The following is a 19,466-nucleotide window of genomic DNA, read 5'->3' as shown; positions in this document are numbered from 1 at the left end:
GGAAGTGGTCCTCGGATGCGGGGGACAGGCCGAACTGGGGTCGATCGGACTGCACGCGCATCGGGGCCTCCCTGCGGTAGACGGACCGCCGGACGGTACCGCCCGCGGCCGGGTGGGCGCACCGGGTTTTCCGGTGCCTGTCGGTTTCCTGTCGATCACTCGCCGGAGCCACCACCATGGTGCCGGGTGCCCTACCGTCGACCTGGTCAGTTGAACTTTCACCCACCAGGAGCTGTGACCGGTATGTTCGATCGAGTCAAGGACGTCGCACTACTGCTCGGCCGGATCGGCGTGGCAGTCGTGTTCTTCGCCCACGGCCTGCAGAAGTGGGACAGCGGGGTCGGCGCCACCGCGGGGATGTTCGACAAGATCGGCATCCCGCTGCCGACCTTCGCGGCGATTTTCGTGATCGTGCTCGAGGTGCTCGGCTCGATCGCCTTCGTGGCCGGGTTCCTGCTGCCGCTGATCACGCTGGGATACGTGATCGACATGGTCGGCGCGCTGGTCAGCGTGCACGGCGCCAACGGCCTCACCGGCGACGGCGGCTACGAGCTCGTGCTGGTGCTCGGCCTCGCCGCACTGGCGCTGGGCCTCAACGGCGGACGGCTGTCGCTGGACCACGTGCTGTTCTGGCGGCGCCGGGAGGCGCGCCTCGCCTCCACCCGGGAGTTCGAAACCGCGTAGCCCTCGCTGCGGTTGCCCGGCAAGAAGGCCTCCCGCAGGGACTGGATCCCCTGCGGGAGGCCTTCACGGCGTTGTCGTCAGGCGGGCAGGTCGGCGGTGGTGCGCTCGGCCTCCCGGCGGGCGGCCAGCTTCGCCGGGTCCGCGTTGCTCACCTGCACCAGGTGCGCCCCCGCGGCGAGCGGTACGAGCAGGCCGTCCAGTACGCCTTCCGGCACCGTCCAGTCTACTGTGGACAGAACGCGGTCGGCGGTGGTGAGGCCGATTTTCCCGGCGCGCTCCCGGGCTTCGGCGAGTACTTCGTCCACAGTGGAGGAGCCGAGGGCCGGAGTGTCGCCGGGAGTCGGCTGCGGTGGTACGAACTGGTCGCCGGACAGCCGGGCCTCGCTCAGGTAGTCCAGTGCGCCGTCCGGCGGCGGAGAGGCGAGGCCGCGACCCATCGGATCGAGCGAGACGACCGCGACGGCCGGGGCGGCCACCTGCTCCTCGGGACCGACGAACACCACGCGTGCACCGTCGGGCTCCGCCACCACGCGCGCCCCGCACCACCAGGCGCCGAGCAGGACGCCGGCGGTCTGCCAGTGCGCGGGCAGCCGCACCGCGACGTCGTCGCCCGGCTCCACGTCGAACTCGTCCACCAGCCAGTTCGCGGTTTTCGCGGCCCAGTTCACGGTGGTCGCCACGGACAGCTCGACCCGGCTGCCGAGCCGGTCGTCGTAGTGCGTGACCAGCGGTTTCGCCGGGGAACCGAGGAGGGGGCGCAGCAGGTGCTCGGTCAGGCTCATGGGGCAAGGCTAGCCGGGCGGTCAGTCGACGCAGGGCACGCCCGGCACTCCGGAGTCCATCCGCGGTGCCGGCGCACCGGCCGCCGCGCCGCCGCCGGACGCGCCCCGCCCGGCCAGCCCCGAGACGAACGTGCGCACCCGCGCCGGATCGATCTCCACGATGCTCTGCCCGTCCGGGCTGCGCCCGTTCGCGGTGATCACCGGGATCGTGGTGAACTCCAGCTCACCCGAGGCGACGCCCTTGAGCTGCTGCGCGAAGTCCAGCACGTCCAGGCCCTCGTCGAGCGTGATGGAGCGGTGCGCGGTGTCCATCAGGTTGTCCAGCGTGTCCTGGTCGGTCAGCGTGCCCGCGGAGAGCGCCTGGTGCAGCGCGGAGGAGAGGAAGGCCTGCTGGCGCACGATCCGGTCGAGGTCGCCGTGTGGCAGATTCTTGCGCTGCCGCACGAACGACAGCGCCTCGCCGCCGGAAACCCGCTGCAGCCCGCGGGGGAAGTCCGCGCCGGAGTCCTTGTCCGCCGTCGAGTGCTTCAGACACACCTGCACGCCGCCGAGCGCCTCGGTGAGCAGATAGAAGCCGAGCAGGTTGACCTCGGCGTAGTGGTCGACGCGGACCTGGGTGAGGTCCTGCACGGTCTGCACCAGCTCCCGCCGGCCGGCCGCGTCCGAATCGCGGGCCAGCTTCGCCTGGTCACGCTCGCCGCGGCCGCGTTCGGCGTCCTCGGCCTGGGCCTTCGCCACGCCGTAAGCCGAGTTGATCTTGGCCGGACCGCGCCCCGGTACGGTGACCCAGCTGTCCCGGGGAACCGAAACGCCGGCGGGCTTGCCGCCGTTCTTCGGAAACCGCAACAGGATGATCGTGTCGGTGTTGATTCCGGCTTTTTCCTCGGTACGCAACGATTTCAGCATGCTGGCCGGCAGCGGGTTGCCCTGCGCGTCGGTCCGCGCGTCACTGCCGACGAGCAGGATGTCGGTGGCCCCGTCGTCCGCGGGCGGCGCGGGTGGCTCCCCGGCCCGCGGGGTGAGCACATCGGTGGTCGGGACGTTGTTCTGCAGCCGGTCCTTGGTGACGTAGGCGTACCCGGTCGTCCCGAGCGCCAGTATGGACACCAGCCCGAGCGCGACCCGCCGGGTGATCCGGCCCGCCCTGCCCGGTCGATGCCCGCGGTTCCGGGGCTCCGGCGCGGGCTGCTGAACCAGCGCCGGCTCCGGCGGGGGTGGTTTGGAGGGCTGCGGCAGCTGAACGCGCGGGTAGGGGGACGGCTTCCACTCGCCGTCCGCCGCGGAGGCAGCTGCGGTGGACGGCTGGGTACCGGGCGTTTCGGGCAGGCTGGCGGGCGGGTGGGACGCGTCGGGGAGCGGGTCGGCTGCGGTGGCGGCCTCGGGAGCGGCGGTGGGATCGGCAGCCTCGTGCGCGTTGCCCGGTGTTTCCGAGCCGTCCGGTGCTTCCGCGTCGATCTGACCGGTCCCGCTGCCCGGTGCTTCCGTGCTGACCGAGTCTTTCGCGCCGACCGGTGCGTCTGTGCCGTCAGGGTCGGCCGAGTCAACCGAGTCAACCGAGTCAACCGAGTCAACCGGGTTCTCCGGGGTTTCCGGCGTCACCGGGCGCGCCGAAGCCGGGCCGGGGTCGTCCGGCCGGTTCGGGTTGTCCTGGTTGTCGTCCACCCCGCGTACCTTCCCACCTCACCGGCCGGCGGCCTGTCGCCTGCCGCCGCGCCGGGTGTCCGACTCTAGTTGACGCAGGGCACTTCGCCTGCCGTGATCGGCGGCGCGGCGGGGGTGACGGCGGTCGCTGAGGAGGGTGAGGCGAGTGGGGCCGAAGTGACGGGACTGCCCGCCGGGGAGCTGCCCCCGGAGAAGCCGCCGCGGGCGTCCTTGCCCAGCAGGACGCGGACGTGGCCGGGGGAGACGTCGGCGTCCGGTTCGGCCTGCGGGTCGCCGCCGAGGGCCTGGCGGACCAGGTCGGCCGCGGCCTCGTCGGACGGGTGGTAGCGCAGCACCGTGCTCGAGCGGGTGGACAGCTCCGTGTCGCCGCTCAACTGAAAACCCTTGTCCTGCAACAGGCTTCGGGTCCGGGTGGCGGCGTCCCCGCCGGAGCCGTCGAACAGCTCCACGGTGACCGCGTCCGCGCCGGGCACTGCCGGCCCGCTCGCCGGGGGCGCGGCGGCGTCCGGGATCAGCCGGTCGATCTCGGCCCGGACGTGCGACTGGTCGAGGCGCAGGACGTCCGCGCCGCCGATCTTCGCGTTGCCCTCGGTGGGGATCGTGTGGAACTCGACGTTGCCGCCGGTCAGGCCGCGCATCTGGTCGGCGAACTCGGCGAGGTCCCAGCCCGCGGACAGCACCACGGACTTCTTCACCGCCCCGATCAGGTCGGCGAGCTTCACCGGATTGGCCAGCACCGCCGGGGAGAGCACCTTGGCCGCCAGCCCGGACAGGAACGCCTGCTGCCGGGCGATCCGGTCCAGGTCGTAGTTCGGCAGCCCGTACCGCTGGCGGACGAAGGCCAGCGCCTGCACGCCCTGCACGCTCTGCTGCCCGGCCGGCAGGTTGATCCCGGACTTCTTCTCCCGCACCGGCGCCTTCAGGCACACCTGCACCCCGCCGATGGCCTTGGTGACTTCGTAGAAACTGGCCAGGTTCACCTCGGCGTAACGGTCGATCATGCCCGGTTTGCCGATGAGCTTCTCCAGCGTGGCGACCAGGTTCTTGCGCCCGGCGAGCTTGGCCTGCTCGTCGATGTCCTTCGCGTCGCCACCCTTGGCCTGCAGAGTCTTGAACGTGTCGTTGTAGGCGTACACGTACGCGCTGTTCAGCTTGTGCTTGCCGAACCCGCCGGTGATCTCCACGTACGAGTCACGCGGGAAGGAGATCGCGGTCGCGTGCTCACCGTTCTGCGGAATGTGCACGAGGATCATCGTGTCGGTCTGCTTTTCCCCGTCCGCGTCGCCGGCGTGCAGCATGTCCAGCACCTCGCGCGGCAACGGGTTGCCTTGGGCGTCGGTGCGGCTGTCCTGACCGACCAGCAGGATGTCCACCGCACCGTCGAGCGGTTTCGCGCCCGGCTGCTGCTGCCCGAAGACGTCGGTGGTGGCGAATCCGCTGTTCGGGTCGCCGATGAACTGCCAGCCGTACCAGGTCAGGCCCAGCACCACGACCGACAGCACGGCCAGCACCACCTTGCCGCCGCGGCGTAACCCGACGAGCACGCCGCGACCGCGGTGCGCCGGTAGCGGCGCCCCAGGCCACTCGGCCACGTGTTCCTCCCCCAGACGCGCCCCCGCGCACCTGTGTGCCTTCCCCGGACTCTACCGGCCTTCCGCTGAAGGGCCCGTAGGCTGGGTGCCGGATTGCCCGCTCGGGCACGACACAGTGGCAGGAAGGGTGGAAACGGATGCGGGTCCTGGTCACGGGAGGTGCCGGGTTCATCGGATCGCACTACGTGCGGGAGGTGCTTTCGGGGGCCTACCCGACGCTCGGTGACGCCGAGGTGGTGGTGCTGGACAAGCTCACGTACGCGGGCAACGAAGCCAACCTGGCGCCGGTGGCCGGCAGTCCGCGGCTGCGGTTCGTGCGCGGCGACATCTGCGACGCCGGCGTGGTGACCGAGGTGATGGCCGGGGTCGACCTGGTGGTGCACTTCGCCGCCGAGTCGCATGTGGACCGTTCGATCCTCGGTTCGACGGATTTCGTGCTCACCAACGTGCTCGGCACGCAGACGCTGCTGCAGGCCGCGCTGGAAGCACAGGTCGGCAAGTTCGTGCACGTGTCCACCGACGAGGTCTACGGGTCCATCCAGGACGGTTCGTGGTCGGAGGACCACGTACTGGAGCCGAATTCGCCGTACTCCGCGTCGAAAGCCTCCTCCGATCTGATCGCGCGCTCGTTCTCCCGTACGCACGGGATGCCGGTGTGCGTCACGCGGTGCTCGAACAACTACGGGCCGTACCAGTTCCCGGAGAAGGTGATCCCGCGCTTCGTCACGAACCTGCTCGACGGGCGGAAGGTTCCGCTCTACGGCGACGGGCTCAACGTCCGTGACTGGCTGCACGTGGACGACCACTGCCACGGCATCCAGCTGGTCGCCGACGGCGGACGACCGGGGGAGATCTACAACATCGGGGGCGGCACGGAGCTGACCAACCGCGAGCTGACCGGACGGTTGCTGGACGCGGTGGGTGTCGGCTGGGAAATGGTCGAACCGGTCGAGGACCGCAAGGGCCACGACCGCCGGTACTCGGTCGATATCGGCAAGATCAGCGCGGAACTCGGTTACGCTCCGCGGGTGTCCTTCGAGGACGGTCTGGCGGGTACGGTGCGCTGGTACGCCGACAACCGGGCGTGGTGGGAGCCATTGAAGGGCCGCGCCGCGCTCGGCACGTCCTGAAACGTTTTCGCAGCAGTAGGAGGTACGCCGGTGCGGCTGGCTCTGCTCGTGCCCGGCGGTTCCGGTCAGCTCGGCCGGGACCTGGTGGACGCCGTCCCGCCCGGGACGGAGGTGGTCGCGCCGTCGTCGGCGGAGCTGGACCTGACCGCGACCGGTGCCGTGGTTTCGGCGGTGGGCGCGCTGGCCGCGCAGGCCGCGGAGTCCGGTGCGTTCCCGGTGGTGCTGAACGCCGCGGCCTACACCGCGGTCGACGCCGCGGAGACCGACGAGGCCCGAGCGTTCGCCGTGAACGCGGACGGCCCCCGCGTGCTGGCGGCGGCCTGCGCGTCCCACCGGGTGCCGCTGGTGCAGGTCTCCACGGACTACGTCTTCCCCGGCGACGCCACCCGGCCCTACGAGGTGGACGATGCGCTCGGCCCGCGCAGCGCGTACGGCCGGACGAAGGCGGCCGGCGAGGACGCGGTACTGGGTTCCGGTGCGTCTTCCTGGGTGGTCCGGACCAGCTGGGTGTACGGGCGGTCCGGCAGCAACTTCGTGAAGACCATGCGGCGCTTGGCTTCCGAACGAGACCAGCTGTCCGTTGTGGACGACCAGCTCGGGTCGCCGACGTGGTCGGCCGATCTGGCCGCCGGCCTGCTGGAGCTGGCCGGCGCGATCGCCGAGGGGTGCGGTCCGGCGGCGAGAATCCTGCACTGCACGGGCGCGGGCGAGGTGTCCTGGTACGGGTTCGCGCGGGCGGTTTTCGAGGAGATCGGCGCGGATCCGGAGCGGGTCAAGCCCTGCACGACCGAGCAGTACCCGCGCCCGGCTCCGCGGCCGTCGTATTCGGTGCTGTCGAACGAGTCCTGGTGTGCGGCGGGGCTTAGTCCGTTGCGGGGCTGGAGAGAGGCGCTGCACGCGTACTTCGCGGATTAGGTCACGAGCGAGGTCCTTCGGAGGGGTCGAGAAGTGCGCTCGAACCACCCGCGGTGACCGGTGCTGCCGGCCTCGTCAGGCCAGCCAGACAGTCTTCGCGTTGACGAAGGCGCGCGGCCCGAAGGCAGCGAGCTCGCGGCCGTACCCCGAGTTCTTCACCCCGCCGAAGGGAACCTCCGGAGTGGACTGGGTGAACTCGTTGAGATACAGCATGCCCGTCTCGACCTCGGTGACCAGGCGTTCCTGCTCGGCCGGGTCCGTGGTCCACGCACTGCCGCCCAGCCCGAAGGGCGAGTCGTTGGCGATGCGGATGGCGTCGTCGAGGTCGGCGGCCCGCCAGAGGAGGGCGACCGGGCCGAAGAACTCCTCGTGATGCCCGGGCGAGCCGTCCGGGATGTCGGTGAGCACCGTGGGCGGGTAGAAGAAGCCGGGACCGTCGAGGGGTTCGCCGCCGGTGCGTAGCGTGGCGCCGGCCTGGACGGTGTCGGTCACCTGCTGGTGCAGGGTTTCCACGGCGTCGGCCGAGGACAGCGGCCCGAGGTCGGTCTCGTCCTTCGTCGGATCGCCGACGGTCAGCGACTGCATCCGTTCGGTCAGCCGGCGCGCGAACTCCTCGGCGACGTCCGCGTGCACGATGAACCGCTTGGCGTTGATGCAGGACTGGCCGTTGTTGAGGGTCCGCGACTGCACTCCGGCGTCCACCGCTTTGTCCAGATCGGCCGAGGGCAGCACGATGAACGCGTCGCTCCCGCCGAGTTCCAGGACACTCGGCTTGATGTTGCGCCCGGCCGCGGCGGCGACCTGGCGCCCGGCCGGTTCGCTGCCGGTCAGCGTCGCGGCGCGGACCCGCTCGTCGTCCAGCAGGCCTTCGACCGCCGAGGACGGGATGAGCAGGCTCTGGAACACGCCCTCGGGGAAGCCCGCCCGGCGGAAGACGTCTTCGATCGCGAGCGCGACCTGCGGCACGTTCGAGGCGTGCTTGAGCAGGCCCACGTTCCCGGCCATCAGCGCCGGCGCGGCGAACCGGAACACCTGCCAGTACGGGAAGTTCCACGGCATCACCGCGAGCACCGGCCCCAGCGGCTGGTACCGCGTGAACACCCGCGCACCGTCGACTGGCCACGGCTGGTCCGCCAGCATCTCGCCGGCGTGCTCGGCGTACCAGCGGCACCCGGCCGCGCTCTTACGGACCTCGGCGACGGCCGCCGAAACGGTCTTGCCCATCTCCAGCGTCGCCGTCCGGCCCAGCCCGTCGGCCTCGTCGTCCAGAATCCGCGCCGCCCGGCCGAGCAGCTCGGCCCGCTCGCTGAAAGTCGTGCGGCGGTAGCTGCGGAATGCCTCCGCCGCGAGCGCCACCTTGTGCTCGAGCTGGTCGTCGGTGAGGGCGTCGAACTCCCGGACGCGCTCACCGGTCGCCGGGTTCACCGTAGCGATGGCCACCAGGATCTCCTCCGTCGTCGATCGATGGCCTTCGGCTACCCGAGTCGCGGTCCCGGGAAACGGGCTACCGCCGCATCGCCTGCTGGTAGGCCTCGACGGTGCGCAGAGCGCAGGCACGCCAGGTGAAGCCGGCGGCGTGGGTGCGGCGGGCGGTCGACGTGGTGGTCGCGTGCGGGTCGGTCACGGCCTGGCGCAGCGCGTCGGCCAGTCCGTCCACGTCGTCGTACCGGACCAGGGTCGCGCAGTCGCCGGCCACCTCGCGCAGCGCGGGGAGGTCGGTGCAGACCACCGGCACGTCCGAGGCCATCGCTTCCAGCACCGGCAGGCCGAAACCCTCGTCACGGGAGGGCAGCACCAGCGCGGCCGCGCCGGCGACCACCGTGCGGAGGTCCACATCGGACAGGTAGCCGGTCTGCCCGGAACGCGGGAGCCGGGGGAACGGGCCGGGGCCCGCGAACACCAGCGGGGGCAGGTCCGGGGCGGCCGCGTGCGCCTTGGCCAGCCACTCCAGGCCCTTGCGCGGGCCGGCCGCGCCGGCGAAGAGCAGGTACTTTTCCGGCAGCCGCAGCTTCGCGCGGACACCGTCCTCCGGCGGACGCGCGGTGAACCAGGCCGGGTTCACCCCCAGCGGCGTCACCAAGATCTTCCCGCGGTCCACGTCCAGTTTTTCCGCCACCGCGTCGGCCACCGCGGCGGTCGGCGTGCAGATCACGTTCGCCCGGCGGGCCCCGCGACGGACGAGCTGGGGCAGCGTCCGATCGGACGGATTGAGCTCTTCCGGGGCGTCGAGGAAGGCCAGATCGTGGATGGTCAGCACGCCCGCGGCCCGGAACCGCCCTGGCAGCACGAAGTTGGTGCCGTGCACGACGTCGGTGGGGCCGGCGAACAGCTCCACCGGCGGCAGCTGTGAACGCACCCAGCTCGCGCGCAACAGCCGAGCCGAAACCGGCATTCCGCGGGCCCGCACGCCGTGCGGCAGCACCTTGCGCAGCTTTCGCCAGCCACGCAAGGTGAACGCGACCGCTCGAAGGTCCACTTCGGACATCGACGTGAGTTCTTCGCTGAGCGCGGCGGTGTACCGGCCGATGCCGGTGCGGGAGCCGAGCAGTGGTGTGCCGTCCAGCAGGACCCGCAGCGGACGCTCAGCCACGGCGCAACCGCTCCCGCGCGACCTTCGCGACCCGTCCGCCTGCCCGCCGGGCCAGCTCGCCCGGACCGCCGGCGGCGAGGTATTCCTTCACCAGCGCCAGATCCCGGCGAACCAGCTCGGCGCCGCGCACCGGCGCCGACGTGGTGAGGTCCGCGGCGCCGGGCAGCCGGTCCGCAGCCGGGCGCGGGTTGCGGCAGAACTCGACGAGCGGCTTCAACGCCTCCGGCCACGCGTAGCGCTGGGCGACCACCCGGATCCGCTCGATGCAGCCCGCCGCGAACTCCTCGTCGTACAGCGTCTTCTCCAGCGCGGCCGCCAGCGCCTCGGCATCCTCGGCGGGCACCACGACACCCAGCTTCTCCGCCCGGACCAGGTCGGCGAACGCGTCCCCGTCCGTGGTCACGATCGGCAGGCCCGCCCACAGGTAGTCCAGCACCCGGGTGCGGAACGCGAAGGTGGTCTCCACGTGCTCGTAGTGCGTGGTCACGCCGGTGTTCGCGTCGAGCAGCCAGTTCTGCCGGTCGGAGTAGGGCACCCAGTGCTCGTTGAAGAACACGTGCTTGTCGGTGAGGCCCAGCGAATCCGACAGCCGCACCGTGCGCGCGCCGATGTCCATCTCGGCGACCTCGGGATTGGGATGTTTCATGCCGAGGAACACCAGCCTGGCGTCGTCCCGGCGCTGGCGCAGCAGGTCGACCGCGCGGATCAGGGTGAGCGGATCGAACCAGCTGTAGACGCCGCCCGCCCACAGCACCACGCGATCGGCCTCGCCGATGCCGAGCGCGGAACGCAGGCCCGGCCCGGTCCGTACCGGCGCCTGCGGGGACAGCCCGAACGGCACCACCGCGAGCAGTGACTGGGTGGTGGGGTCCGCGTCGTACAGCCGCGGCGAGAGCCGGCCGAGCGCGGCCAGGTGACCCAGCCAGAAGTGCCGCTGCCGCTCCGAAGCGCACAGGAAGAAGTCGGCCCGCTCCAGCTGTGCGTCGAGCACCCGCGTGACGCCCGCCAGGTCCAGCGCGCGCTGGTCGTCGGGGGCGTCCTTGCCCTGCTCCAGCAACTCCAGGTGCATCGGGTCGTAGACGTCGGCGACCACGATCTTGTTCTCGTGCTGCTTCTTCAGCGACGGCGCCAGCTCCAGCACGTGGCCCTGCAGGACCACCACGTCCGCCCACTCGATCGGGCCGTCGAGAGCACGGTGCTTGCCCGAGCTGATCCGGAACGCGGCAGGCGGCGGCGACAGCAGCGGGTTGGTGGTCATCAGGTGCACGTCGTGCTCGGTGGCCAGGGTCGCGGCGATGTGCCACGCCCGGATCGCCGGACCGGCCATCCGCTCGGTGATCGAGTCGCCGGTGAGCACGAGGACCTTCCGCCGCTGCCCGAACACCTCCTTGATGCCGAACGCCTCGACCAGGATTTCGTGCGCACGCAGGTAGTCCGGCAGCGGGTACGCCGGTTCGAGCGCCTTGCGCAGCAACGGCAGCAGATCGGCGTCGGTCCGCACCCGAGCGGCCTGCTCGGTGGCACGGGACTCGGCCAGCGACGGCATCAGCTCCACGAACCGGTCCACGGCCAGCACCCCGGCGAGCGTCGTGCGCGGCACCGCGACCGGTTCGGTCACCGCCGGGCCGACGCCCTTCTCCAGGTCGAGCTGATCGGGATCGAGCCCGCCGCGGGCGGTGGCGCGGCGCACCGCCAGCGCGAGCGCCGCGGGCAACGCGCGGATCAGCGACTCGTCGGAAAGGTTCTTGTACAACGCGGCCAGCGCGTTGCGTTCGAGGAGGAAGGTCTCGCGGCCGCTCTCCGGCGCGTCGAGCGCCGACATGGTGCCGTGGTGGCGGTGGTAGGTCAGCGATCCGGGGACGTACCGCACGCGCCAGCCACGCAGGTTCAGCCGCCAGCCGAGATCGACGTCCTCGTAGAACATGAAGAAACGCTCGTCGAAGCCGCCCAGCTCGGCGAACACCGCGGCCCGCACGAACATCGCCGAACCGGTGCCGAAGAGCACGTCCTTGGCTTCTTCGTGCTCAGCCGCGGGCACGTCGGCCAGCGGACTGCCGGCGTGCCGCTTGTAGCCCATGCCGAACCACGTCAGGCCGGCGTCGACGAAGTCGGTACCGGTGCCCTCCCAGTCGAGCACCTTGCTGGCGACCGCGGCCACCGTCGGCTGCGCGCGCAGCTCGGCGACCGCGGCGGAGACCCACGCGGGTGCCGGGCGCGCGTCGTTGTTGAGGAAACCGAGGACGGTCCCGTTCGCGTGCTGCGCGCCGAGGTTGCAGCCACCGGCGAAACCGCTGTTCACCGGGGACTCGACGACCTGCACGCCGGGCATCGCGGCGCGGATGCGGGCCGCGTCGTCGCCACCGGAGGCGTTGTCGACGCAGATCAGCTCGACATTCTCGTAATCCAGCTCGGATCCGAGCGCCCGCAGGCAGGTGATGGTGTCGTCGGCGCCGCGGTAGTTCACCACGATGACCGAGACGAGCGGCTGCGAGTCCCCCAACGCCAAGACGGGCTCCTGTCCCTCGAGTTCCCGCTCAGCTTAAAGGCCCGCCCAGGCCTGCCAGATCGCACCTCGGTCCAGCGCCGAGACCCGGGCCACCCGGCGGCGTTCACGCAGCGTGGCGGGCAGCCGGAGGACGACCTCGGCCAGCACCCGCCACCGCAGCCCTGGCGCGAAGTTCGCCGCGGCCGGGCGGTGCCGTCGCAGCGGCAGCAGCACGGTGAGCACGGCGAACCGCGCCAGCTCGCGCACCGCGACGACGGACGGCGCGCAGCGCAGCAGCATGAGCAGCCGGTTGCGCTCGTTCCAGCGGTGGAACAGCGGAGAGCCGGGCCGGGTGCTGGCGCCGTGGAGGTGGCGGACCCGGGCGTCGGCGAACATCACGTGCCAGCCCGCCAGCCGCAGCCGCCACGCCGTGTCGGTGTCCTCGTAGTAGCAGAAGAAGCCGGCCGGGACCCCGCCGACCGCGCGTACGGCCTCGGTGCGCAGCAGGGCCGCGCCGCCGCAGAAGCCGAACACCTCGTCGCCGGGTTCGGTGAGGTCGGCGCCGTGCCCGTCGGCGGTGAGCCGGACGCCGGTGGACTGCGTGCTGCCGTCGGCCAGCTCCAGCCGGGACGTGACGGCGGCGGCGAGCGGATGGCTCGCCAGGGTGTCCTCCAGCGCGGCCAGCCAGCCCGGCTCCGGTTCCGCGTCGTCGTTGAGCCAGGCGACGAACGGGGTCTCCACCCGGTCGAGCGCCTTCGCCATCGCGCCGGCGTACCCGGTGTTGCGCCGCAGCCGGAGCACCTCGGGTTCGCTGGGGTGCGCGGCCAGCAGGGCCGCGGTGCCGTCGTCGGAGGCGTTGTCCACCACGAGCGTCCGATGTGGACGCTGCTGGGCGGCGAGGGCGTCGAGGCAGGCCGTGACGTGACGTGCGCCACGCCAGGTCACCACGACGACGGTGGTGCCGGAATCCGCGCTGGTCACCTGGGAGACAATAGCGTCGTGCCCGAACTGGTCGTGCTCGCCGAGCAACTGCTGGCCCCCGTTCCGGGTGGCACCGGCCGGTACACGGCTGAGCTGCTGCCCGCGCTGGCGGCCACCGCCCCACCGGGCTGGACGGTGTCCAGCGTGGTCGCGAAGCACGCGGACGTTTCCGCCGCGCGGGTCGAGGGGGTCGACGGACCGCGCACGCTGCCGCTCCCGCCCCGTGCGGCGATCGCGCTGTGGCAGCTGGGCCTGCCCTGGTGGCCGGGCGGGGACGCGGTGCACGCGCCGACCCCGTTCGCGCCCCCGCGTGCCCCGGCCGGGCGGACGCTCACCGTCACGGTGCACGACACCGTGCCGTGGACGCATCCGGAGACGCTGACCGCGCGGGGCGTGAGTTGGCACCGGTCGATGATCGCCCGGGCCGCGCGTCGGTCGTCCGGGCTGATCGTGCCGACGCGTGCGGTGGCCGACGAGCTGGCCGTGCTGGTGGACGTGACGGTGCCGGTGCGGGTGGTACCGCACGGCGTGACCGTGCCGGAGGGTTCGGCGGAGCTGGATTTGCCGCCGCGGTACGTGCTGGCGGTCGGCACGATCGAGCCTCGCAAGGGCATGGACGTGCTGGTGGACGCCGTGGCCCAGCTGGACGACGTGGCACTGGTGATCGCCGGCCAGCCCGGCTGGGGCGCGATCGACCTGGTGCGCCTGGCCGCCGACCGTGGCCTGCGTGACGTGCGGGTCCTGGGCAAGGTCACGGACGCGGAACTGGCGACGGCCCTGCGCGGCGCGCGGGTACTGGCCGTCCCGAGCCTGGCGGAGGGTTTCGGCCTGCCCCTGCTGGAGGCGATGGCGATGGGTGTCCCGGTGGTGCACACGGACGTCCCGGCCCTGGCGGAGGTCGCGGACGGCGCGGGGATGATCGTGCCCCGCGGAGACGCCCCGGCACTGGCGAACGCCCTCCGCACGGTCCTCGACAACCCGGAACGAGCAGCCGAACTGACCAAACTGGGACGAGAACGCGCCCGCACGTTCACCTGGCGAGCGGCCGCGGAGGCGGTGTGGGCCGCCCACTGCCGCCCCGACTGACGGATTGGCGTCTTTAGCGGATTGGCGGATTGGCCGGCTTAGCGGGCTTGGCGTGTGTAGCGGGCTGGCGGGCTTGGTGGTCTGGCCGGCTTAGCGGATTGGCAGGCTCTTGCACGCGGAGCGTGCGCGCGGGGGGGCGGCTCTGCCGATTCTGGCGGCTGCGCTGCGGAGCGAGCGGGCCGGTCGCGACGGGTTCGCTGGAGCCAGCGGGCCGGTCGCGACGAGTTCGGCGGAGCCAGGGGGCCGGTCGCGGTCGTGTTGGCGGTGTGAACGGGCCGGTCGCGACGGATTTTGCGGAGCTAGAGGGCCGCTCGTGTGGGTTTGGCGGAGCCAGGGGGCCGGTCGCGGTCGTGTTGGCGGTGTGAACGGGCCGGTCGCGACGGATTTTGCGGAGCTAGAGGGCCGCTCGTGTGGGTTTGGCGGAGCCAGGGGGCCGGTCGCGGTCGTGTTGGCGGTGTGAACGGGCCGGTCGCGACGGATTTTGCGGAGCGAGAGGGCCGCTCGTGTGGGTTTGGCGGAGCCAGCGGACCGGTCGCGGTCGTGTTGGTGGAGTGAGCGGTCCGGTCGTGGCGGGTTGGCGGAGGCAGTGGGCCGGTGGTGGATGTGTTGGCGGAGTGAGCGGGCCAGTGGTGGCTGCGTTGGTGGTGTGAGTGGGCCGTTCGTGGCGGGCGTGGCGGAGCGAGAGGGCCGGTCGTGGCGGAGGCAGCGGGCCGGTGGTGACTGTGTCTCGGCGACGTCTCGGCGAAAGCTCGGCGGAGCGAGTGGGCCGTTCCCTCCAGTCTGGTTGCAGACGGTTACCGCGCCGCCGAGCCTCTACGGTCCTGCCTTCACGAGCTTCGGCACGACGCGCGCGGACCGGCCGGGTGGGGCACGTCGGTCGCCGGCTGCAGGGCCAGAGGGCCGGATGACCGGGCGTGCCGGGATGAACGGGCCGGTCGTGACGGTCGTCGCGGGTGGTGGCGGCTGGGTGTGCGGCACGGCGAGGTCGGTCGGCCGGGGTTGTGGTGGAACGGCCGTCGGTCAGTTTGTCGGTTCCCCACCTGTGCGTTGCGTGATCGCCGTACGCTGCACTCGTGACCGGTGATCCCCGTGTGCTGATCGACGCGACCGCGGTGCCCGCGGACCGGGGTGGGGTCGGCCGGTACGTGGACTCGCTCGTCGCGGCGCTCGATCAGGACGGGGCGCGGCTCACCGTGGTGTGCCAGCCGCGGGACCTTCCGCTCTACGACCGGCTCGCGCCCGGCTCGCGGGTCGTGCCCGCGTCGCCCGCGACGTCGACCCGCACAGCGCGTCTGACCTGGGAACAAGCGACCCTGCCGCGGCTCACGCGCCGGCTCGCCGCGGACGTCGTGCACTCGCCGCACTACACGATGCCGCTGGCCAGCGGGACCGCGTCGGTGGTGACGTTGCACGACGCGACGTTCTTCACCGACGCCGTGCTGCACTCGTCGGTCAAAGCCCGGTTTTTCCGTGCCTGGACGACCACTGCGCTGCGGCGGGCGACCTTGTGCGTGGTGCCGAGCCACGCGACGGCCGCCGAGCTGAGCCGGGTGAGCCCGGTCCGGCGGGCCGAGTTGGAGATCATCTACCACGGCGTCGACTCCGAGAGGTTCCATCCGCCCTCGCCCGAGGAGGTCGACGCGGCACGCGCGGCGGTCGGGCTCGGACGGGCGCCGTACATCGCGTTCCTCGGCGCCCTCGAGCCGCGCAAGAACGTGCCGGCGCTGATCCGCGGCTACGCCCGCGCGGTGGCCGGGCAGCGGGAGGCGCCCGCGCTCGTGCTCGCCGGTCAGCCGGGCTGGGACACCCAGGTGGAACGGGCGCTGGATTCGGTACCGCACCGGCTGCGCGTGCTCCGCGCCGGCTACCTGCCCTTCGGCACGCTCGCCGGGTTCCTCGGCGGGGCCGAGCTGGTCGCCTATCCGAGCCTCGGCGAGGGGTTCGGTCTGCCGGTGCTGGAAGCGATGGCCTGCGGTGCCGCCGTGCTGACCACGCGCCGCCTCTCCTTGCCCGAGGTCGGCGGCGACGCGGTCGCGTACTGCGGTGTCGGAGCCGGCGACGTGGCCGCGGCGCTCACGGAGCTGCTGGCGGACCCGTCACGCCGGGCGTTCCTCGCGTCCGCCGCCCAGCAGCGGGCGAAGGACTTCTCGTGGGCTACGACGGCGGAGCAGCATCGGGAGGCCTACGCGAAGGCGTGGCACCGGCATGCGCGGGCACGCTGAGTTCCGTCGGCATGGTTCGCCGCAGCGCCAGGAACGCCACCGCGGCCACGCCGATCGCGATGGCGTAACCGGCGACGAGCAGGCTCACCCGGCCCGCGAAGTTGCCGCCCACCGGTGGCAGGACCACTGCGGCCACCGCAGGATCACCGCGACCACCGCGGAGAGTGCGACCAGTGCGTTCCGCGGTTACGACGGCGGAGCAGCATCGGGAGGCGTACGCGAAGGCGTGGCACCGGCATCCGCGGGCACGCTGAGCTCCGCCGGCACTGTCCGCCGCAGCGCCAGGAACGCCGCCACGACCACGCCGATCGCGATGGCGTAACCGGCGACGAGCAGGCCCACCCGGCCCGCGAAGTTGCCGCCCACCGGTGGCAGGACCACCGCGACCACCGCGGAGACCGTGACCACCGCGTTCCGCGCACGGCCCTCCGGCAGCGAAGCGGCGAGCGGAATCACCGCCCACAGCAGGTACCACGGCTGCACCACCGGCCCGAACACGACGACCAGCGCCAGCAGCAACCCCAGCGACCGCACCTCGTCGACGCGTCCGGTCCACTGGCGGCGCAGCACCAGCGCTATGCCGGCCGCGCTCAGCACGTACCCGATGATCCGGCCGACGCCGATCATCGGCTGGGTCAGCTGCCCGCCGAACAGCGAGCCGATGCCGCCGACGAGGAAACCGAACCAGTTCGTCGGCGCCATCCAGCTGTTGACCTGCCCGGGCGTGTCCAGCGCCGGCAGCCAGCCGGCCCCCGGCCCGATCAGCAGCGAAACCAGCATCGACACCAGCGCGAACGCCACGACCATCCCGGCCCCGGCGAGCAGGAAGTCGCCGAGCCGTCCGCCGCGGCGCCGGGCGAGCGCCGTCCCCACCACGGCCAGCGCCACCAGCGCGGGCAGCTTCACATCGGCGGCGAGCGCGACCAGCACGACTCCGGCGGTCAGCGGCCACCAGCGGATCTTCTCCGCCAGCGCGTCGAGCGCGAGCACCGTGCCGGTGAGCATCAGGCCCAGCATCAGGGAGTCGTTGTGCGCACCGGCCACGAGATGCCAGAGCACCAGCGGGTTCAGCACCCCCAGCCAGAGCGCCACCCGCGGCGAGGCACCCGCGCGGGCGGCAAGGCGGGGGACCGCCCAGACGATCAGCAGCAGGCTCAGGACCTCGACCAGCCGGTGCAGTGCCACGCCTGCCACCGGGTTCCCCGCCGAAACCTGCGCGATGACCCGTTCGACCGCTCCGAACAGCGGACCGTAGGGCGACGGCGTGTTCTGCCAGTAGCCGCTCACCCGCGCGACGATCGCGGAACCGGCGCCCAGCCCGTCCAGTGGTCCGGTCGTGTTCGGGTCGAGGCCGTGCGCGGCGACTTCCCCCTGTGCCAGATAAACGAACACGTCCCCGCTGAACAGCGGAGGGACGACCAGCAGTGGTACACCCCACAGCGCGACTGTCCACTTCAGCCACTTGGCGGACGGCAGGTCCCAGCCGACGGCGAGCAGCAGCCAGCACAGCACGACCAGTCCGACCCCGCCGACCCCACCGGCGAGCGCCGGCATCTCCGCCCCTGGCGAGAAGTGTCCGATCAGCACCGCCACCGTGAGCAGCACGCTTCCGGCGAATCCGGTCCAGCGAAGCGCAGCGGCCGGCGGTCGCCGCCACCGTCCATTCCGGCCGGACACGCACCGCTGAACCCATTGCCGCATCACCGAAGGTTAACGGGCTGACCTGGCGGTTCACACGTGGCACCGGACATAGTGGCCATTCGGTCGAGGACCGGGGTAAGAACGGTCATCCGGACCGAGGGGCCCGCTTCGGTGGGCCGGCCGGGCAATCACCCTCGGTGAGTGGTTCGGTCACCTTCGTTCGCTGTCGGTGAGCGGTGGACAATGGCGCGGTGACTGAGCAGCGCGCGTATGGCGACCGGGTCGGGATCGTGACGGTGACCTACTTCGCCGGGGACACGCTCGGGAAGTTCCTCGACACCCTGGAGACGGCGACCGAGCGGGAAGTGCACGTCGTGGTCGCGGACAACGCTTCCACGGACGGTGCGCCGGAGAAGGCCGCGGAGCGCGAGAACGTCACATTGGTCAGCATCGGCGAGAACGTCGGCTACGGGACCGCCGCCAACCGCGGCGTCGCGGCCCTCGACGACAGCTACGGCTGGGTCGTCGTGGTCAACCCCGACCTCGAATGGGAGCCCGGCGCGCTCGACGCGTTGCTGGAGGTCGCCGGCAGGTGGCCGCGCGGGGGAGCGTTCGGGCCGCTCATCCACGACCTCGACGGCACGGTCTACCCGTCCGCGCGGCTGCTGCCCTCGTTCGGGCGGGGGATCGGGCACGCGGCGTTCGGCAAGATCTGGCCGGGCAACCCGTGGACCCGCGAGTACCGCCAGGAGAACGCCGCGCCCGCCGAACGCGTGTCCGGCTGGCTTTCCGGCTCCTGTCAGCTGTTCCGCCGCGAGGCGTTCGATTCGGTCGGCGGGTTCGATCCCCGCTACTTCATGTACTTCGAGGACGTCGACCTCGGTGACCGGCTGGCCAGGGCGGGCTGGCTGAACGTCTACGCCCCCTCGTCGGGCGTGATGCACATCGGCGGGCACTCCACGGCCCAGGCCTCGGCGAAGATGCTGCGCGCCCACCACGCGAGCGCTTACCGCTACCTCGCCGACCGGCACCAGGGCCTGCGCTGGAAGCCGGTGCTCGCGGCCGTGAAGCTGGGCCTGGCCCTGCGCGTCAAGCTGGAGACACGCCGGGGCTGACCGCCACCTGCGACGGATTCCTGCCGATCCGCCGCACCAGGCGATCCGTGCAGGTCACCCAGAGCGAACCGGGAACCTGCGCGGACCGCGCACCAGGCACGTGCGGGCTCAGAGACCGTCGAGCCTGCGGGAGAGGTTGGACTGCCCGCTGTTCTGCTGGACCGTGGGCACCAGGCCGGTCATCTCCTCCTCGGCCGGGTCCTTGAGCGGGCTCGACACCGGCTGCGCCTTCGGACGTGGCACCAGCGGGGTCGCCTTCGCCTTCGGGCCCGGCACCTCCAGCGGTGTCGTCGGGTTGGCTCGGGCGAGCGGGTGCTCCTCCGGCGTGGTCGGCGTCTGCCCGTCCAGCGGGTGGTCGTTCTCCTCGATCAGCGACGCCGGCAGCTGGGTCGTCGTGTCCGGGTCCTGCCCGTCCAGCTCGGAGACCACGGATCTGGGAATCTGCTGGGTGTTGGAGGCGTCCATCGGCGACGTCATGTTGTCCGGCGTCACCACGAAGGCGCCGCGGGCCCGTGCACGTGCGAGCAGGGCGTCCGCGCGATCGCGGGGGTCCATTCCCCTCGGCCTCCCGACTGAGCCGT

At 72.0% G+C, this 19,466-nt stretch carries 15 protein-coding genes; 6 read left to right on the top strand and 9 right to left on the bottom strand.

Annotated features, from left to right (window positions below; all coding sequences use genetic code 11):
- Positions 1 to 243: 243 nt before the first annotated feature.
- Positions 244 to 684 carry a DoxX family protein gene (locus BJY18_RS17900; RefSeq protein ID WP_184781062.1) on the top strand — a complete coding sequence of 147 codons (441 nt, stop codon included), beginning with the start codon at positions 244 to 246 and terminating at the stop codon, positions 682 to 684.
- 77 nt (positions 685 to 761) lie between these two features.
- On the opposite strand, the gene BJY18_RS17895 is transcribed toward BJY18_RS17900, so the two are convergent.
- The 3 genes from BJY18_RS17895 to BJY18_RS17885 form a co-directional block, all read right to left on the bottom strand.
- The gene (locus BJY18_RS17895; RefSeq protein WP_184781061.1) at positions 762 to 1,466 is read right to left on the bottom strand and encodes a TIGR03089 family protein; all 705 of its coding nucleotides are present in this window, start codon (positions 1,464 to 1,466) and stop codon (positions 762 to 764) included.
- A gap of 21 nt (positions 1,467 to 1,487) precedes the next feature.
- Positions 1,488 to 2,792, bottom strand: coding sequence for an LCP family protein (locus BJY18_RS17890; protein WP_184784682.1), 1,305 nt, complete (start codon positions 2,790 to 2,792; stop codon positions 1,488 to 1,490).
- Positions 2,793 to 3,193: 401 nt separating this feature from the next.
- Complete coding sequence (locus tag BJY18_RS17885; RefSeq protein WP_184781060.1) at positions 3,194 to 4,720, bottom strand: LCP family protein; 1,527 nt, start codon at positions 4,718 to 4,720, stop codon at positions 3,194 to 3,196.
- Positions 4,721 to 4,857: 137 nt separating this feature from the next.
- Between BJY18_RS17885 and rfbB the strand changes: the two genes are divergently transcribed.
- Positions 4,858 to 5,850: a dTDP-glucose 4,6-dehydratase gene (rfbB, locus tag BJY18_RS17880; protein WP_184781059.1), complete on the top strand. Its 993-nt coding sequence runs from the start codon at positions 4,858 to 4,860 to the stop codon at positions 5,848 to 5,850.
- Between the two features lie 30 nt (positions 5,851 to 5,880).
- On the top strand, positions 5,881 to 6,765 hold the full coding sequence (gene rfbD, locus BJY18_RS17875) for a dTDP-4-dehydrorhamnose reductase (RefSeq protein WP_184781058.1): 885 nt from the start codon (positions 5,881 to 5,883) through the stop codon (positions 6,763 to 6,765).
- Between the two features lie 75 nt (positions 6,766 to 6,840).
- Here the strand turns inward: rfbD and BJY18_RS17870 are convergent, their stop codons facing one another.
- From BJY18_RS17870 to BJY18_RS17855, 4 genes are all read right to left on the bottom strand, one after another.
- On the bottom strand, positions 6,841 to 8,205 hold the full coding sequence (locus tag BJY18_RS17870; protein WP_184781057.1) for an NAD-dependent succinate-semialdehyde dehydrogenase: 1,365 nt from the start codon (positions 8,203 to 8,205) through the stop codon (positions 6,841 to 6,843).
- 64 nt (positions 8,206 to 8,269) lie between these two features.
- On the bottom strand, positions 8,270 to 9,355 hold the full coding sequence (locus tag BJY18_RS17865; RefSeq protein WP_184781056.1) for a glycosyltransferase family 4 protein: 1,086 nt from the start codon (positions 9,353 to 9,355) through the stop codon (positions 8,270 to 8,272).
- Positions 9,348 to 11,861, bottom strand: coding sequence for a glycosyltransferase (locus BJY18_RS17860; protein WP_184781055.1), 2,514 nt, complete (start codon positions 11,859 to 11,861; stop codon positions 9,348 to 9,350). The genes BJY18_RS17865 and BJY18_RS17860 overlap by 8 nt, the downstream gene beginning before the upstream one ends.
- A gap of 33 nt (positions 11,862 to 11,894) precedes the next feature.
- Positions 11,895 to 12,821: a glycosyltransferase family 2 protein gene (locus BJY18_RS17855; protein WP_184781054.1), complete on the bottom strand. Its 927-nt coding sequence runs from the start codon at positions 12,819 to 12,821 to the stop codon at positions 11,895 to 11,897.
- Positions 12,822 to 12,839: 18 nt separating this feature from the next.
- Here BJY18_RS17855 and BJY18_RS17850 point away from each other — a divergent pair, with 18 nt between their 5' ends.
- Together BJY18_RS17850 and BJY18_RS17845 are read left to right on the top strand one after the other, a co-directional pair.
- Positions 12,840 to 13,907 carry a glycosyltransferase family 4 protein gene (locus BJY18_RS17850; protein ID WP_184781053.1) on the top strand — a complete coding sequence of 356 codons (1,068 nt, stop codon included), beginning with the start codon at positions 12,840 to 12,842 and terminating at the stop codon, positions 13,905 to 13,907.
- 1,091 nt (positions 13,908 to 14,998) lie between these two features.
- A complete protein-coding gene (locus BJY18_RS17845) occupies positions 14,999 to 16,129 on the top strand; it encodes a glycosyltransferase family 4 protein (protein ID WP_184784681.1) in 1,131 nt (376 codons plus the stop codon).
- 186 nt (positions 16,130 to 16,315) lie between these two features.
- Here the strand turns inward: BJY18_RS17845 and mptB are convergent, their stop codons facing one another.
- On the bottom strand, positions 16,316 to 17,830 hold the full coding sequence (gene mptB, locus BJY18_RS17840; RefSeq protein WP_184781052.1) for a polyprenol phosphomannose-dependent alpha 1,6 mannosyltransferase MptB: 1,515 nt from the start codon (positions 17,828 to 17,830) through the stop codon (positions 16,316 to 16,318).
- Between the two features lie 191 nt (positions 17,831 to 18,021).
- Between mptB and BJY18_RS17835 the strand changes: the two genes are divergently transcribed.
- Positions 18,022 to 18,885, top strand: a complete 864-nt coding sequence (locus BJY18_RS17835; RefSeq protein WP_184781051.1) for a glycosyltransferase family 2 protein — start codon at positions 18,022 to 18,024, stop codon at positions 18,883 to 18,885.
- 108 nt (positions 18,886 to 18,993) lie between these two features.
- Here the strand turns inward: BJY18_RS17835 and BJY18_RS17830 are convergent, their stop codons facing one another.
- Positions 18,994 to 19,440 carry a hypothetical protein gene (locus BJY18_RS17830; protein ID WP_184781050.1) on the bottom strand — a complete coding sequence of 149 codons (447 nt, stop codon included), beginning with the start codon at positions 19,438 to 19,440 and terminating at the stop codon, positions 18,994 to 18,996.
- Positions 19,441 to 19,466 lie beyond the last annotated feature (26 nt).

Source organism: Amycolatopsis jiangsuensis, assembly GCF_014204865.1.
Taxonomy (GTDB): Bacteria; Actinomycetota; Actinomycetes; order Mycobacteriales; family Pseudonocardiaceae; genus Amycolatopsis; species Amycolatopsis jiangsuensis.
The sequence above is the reverse complement of the archived record's forward strand: the minus strand, read 5'-3'. Positions and strand labels throughout refer to the sequence as shown.

Coding starts and splice junctions, on each gene's coding strand:
- BJY18_RS17900 (WP_184781062.1), top strand. CDS start 244: ATGTTCGATCGAGTCAAGGACGTCGCACTACTGCTCGGCCGGATCGGC.
- BJY18_RS17895 (WP_184781061.1), bottom strand. CDS start 1,466: ATGAGCCTGACCGAGCACCTGCTGCGCCCCCTCCTCGGTTCCCCGGCG.
- rfbB (WP_184781059.1), top strand. CDS start 4,858: ATGCGGGTCCTGGTCACGGGAGGTGCCGGGTTCATCGGATCGCACTAC.
- mptB (WP_184781052.1), bottom strand. CDS start 17,830: ATGCGGCAATGGGTTCAGCGGTGCGTGTCCGGCCGGAATGGACGGTGG.
- BJY18_RS17830 (WP_184781050.1), bottom strand. CDS start 19,440: ATGGACCCCCGCGATCGCGCGGACGCCCTGCTCGCACGTGCACGGGCC.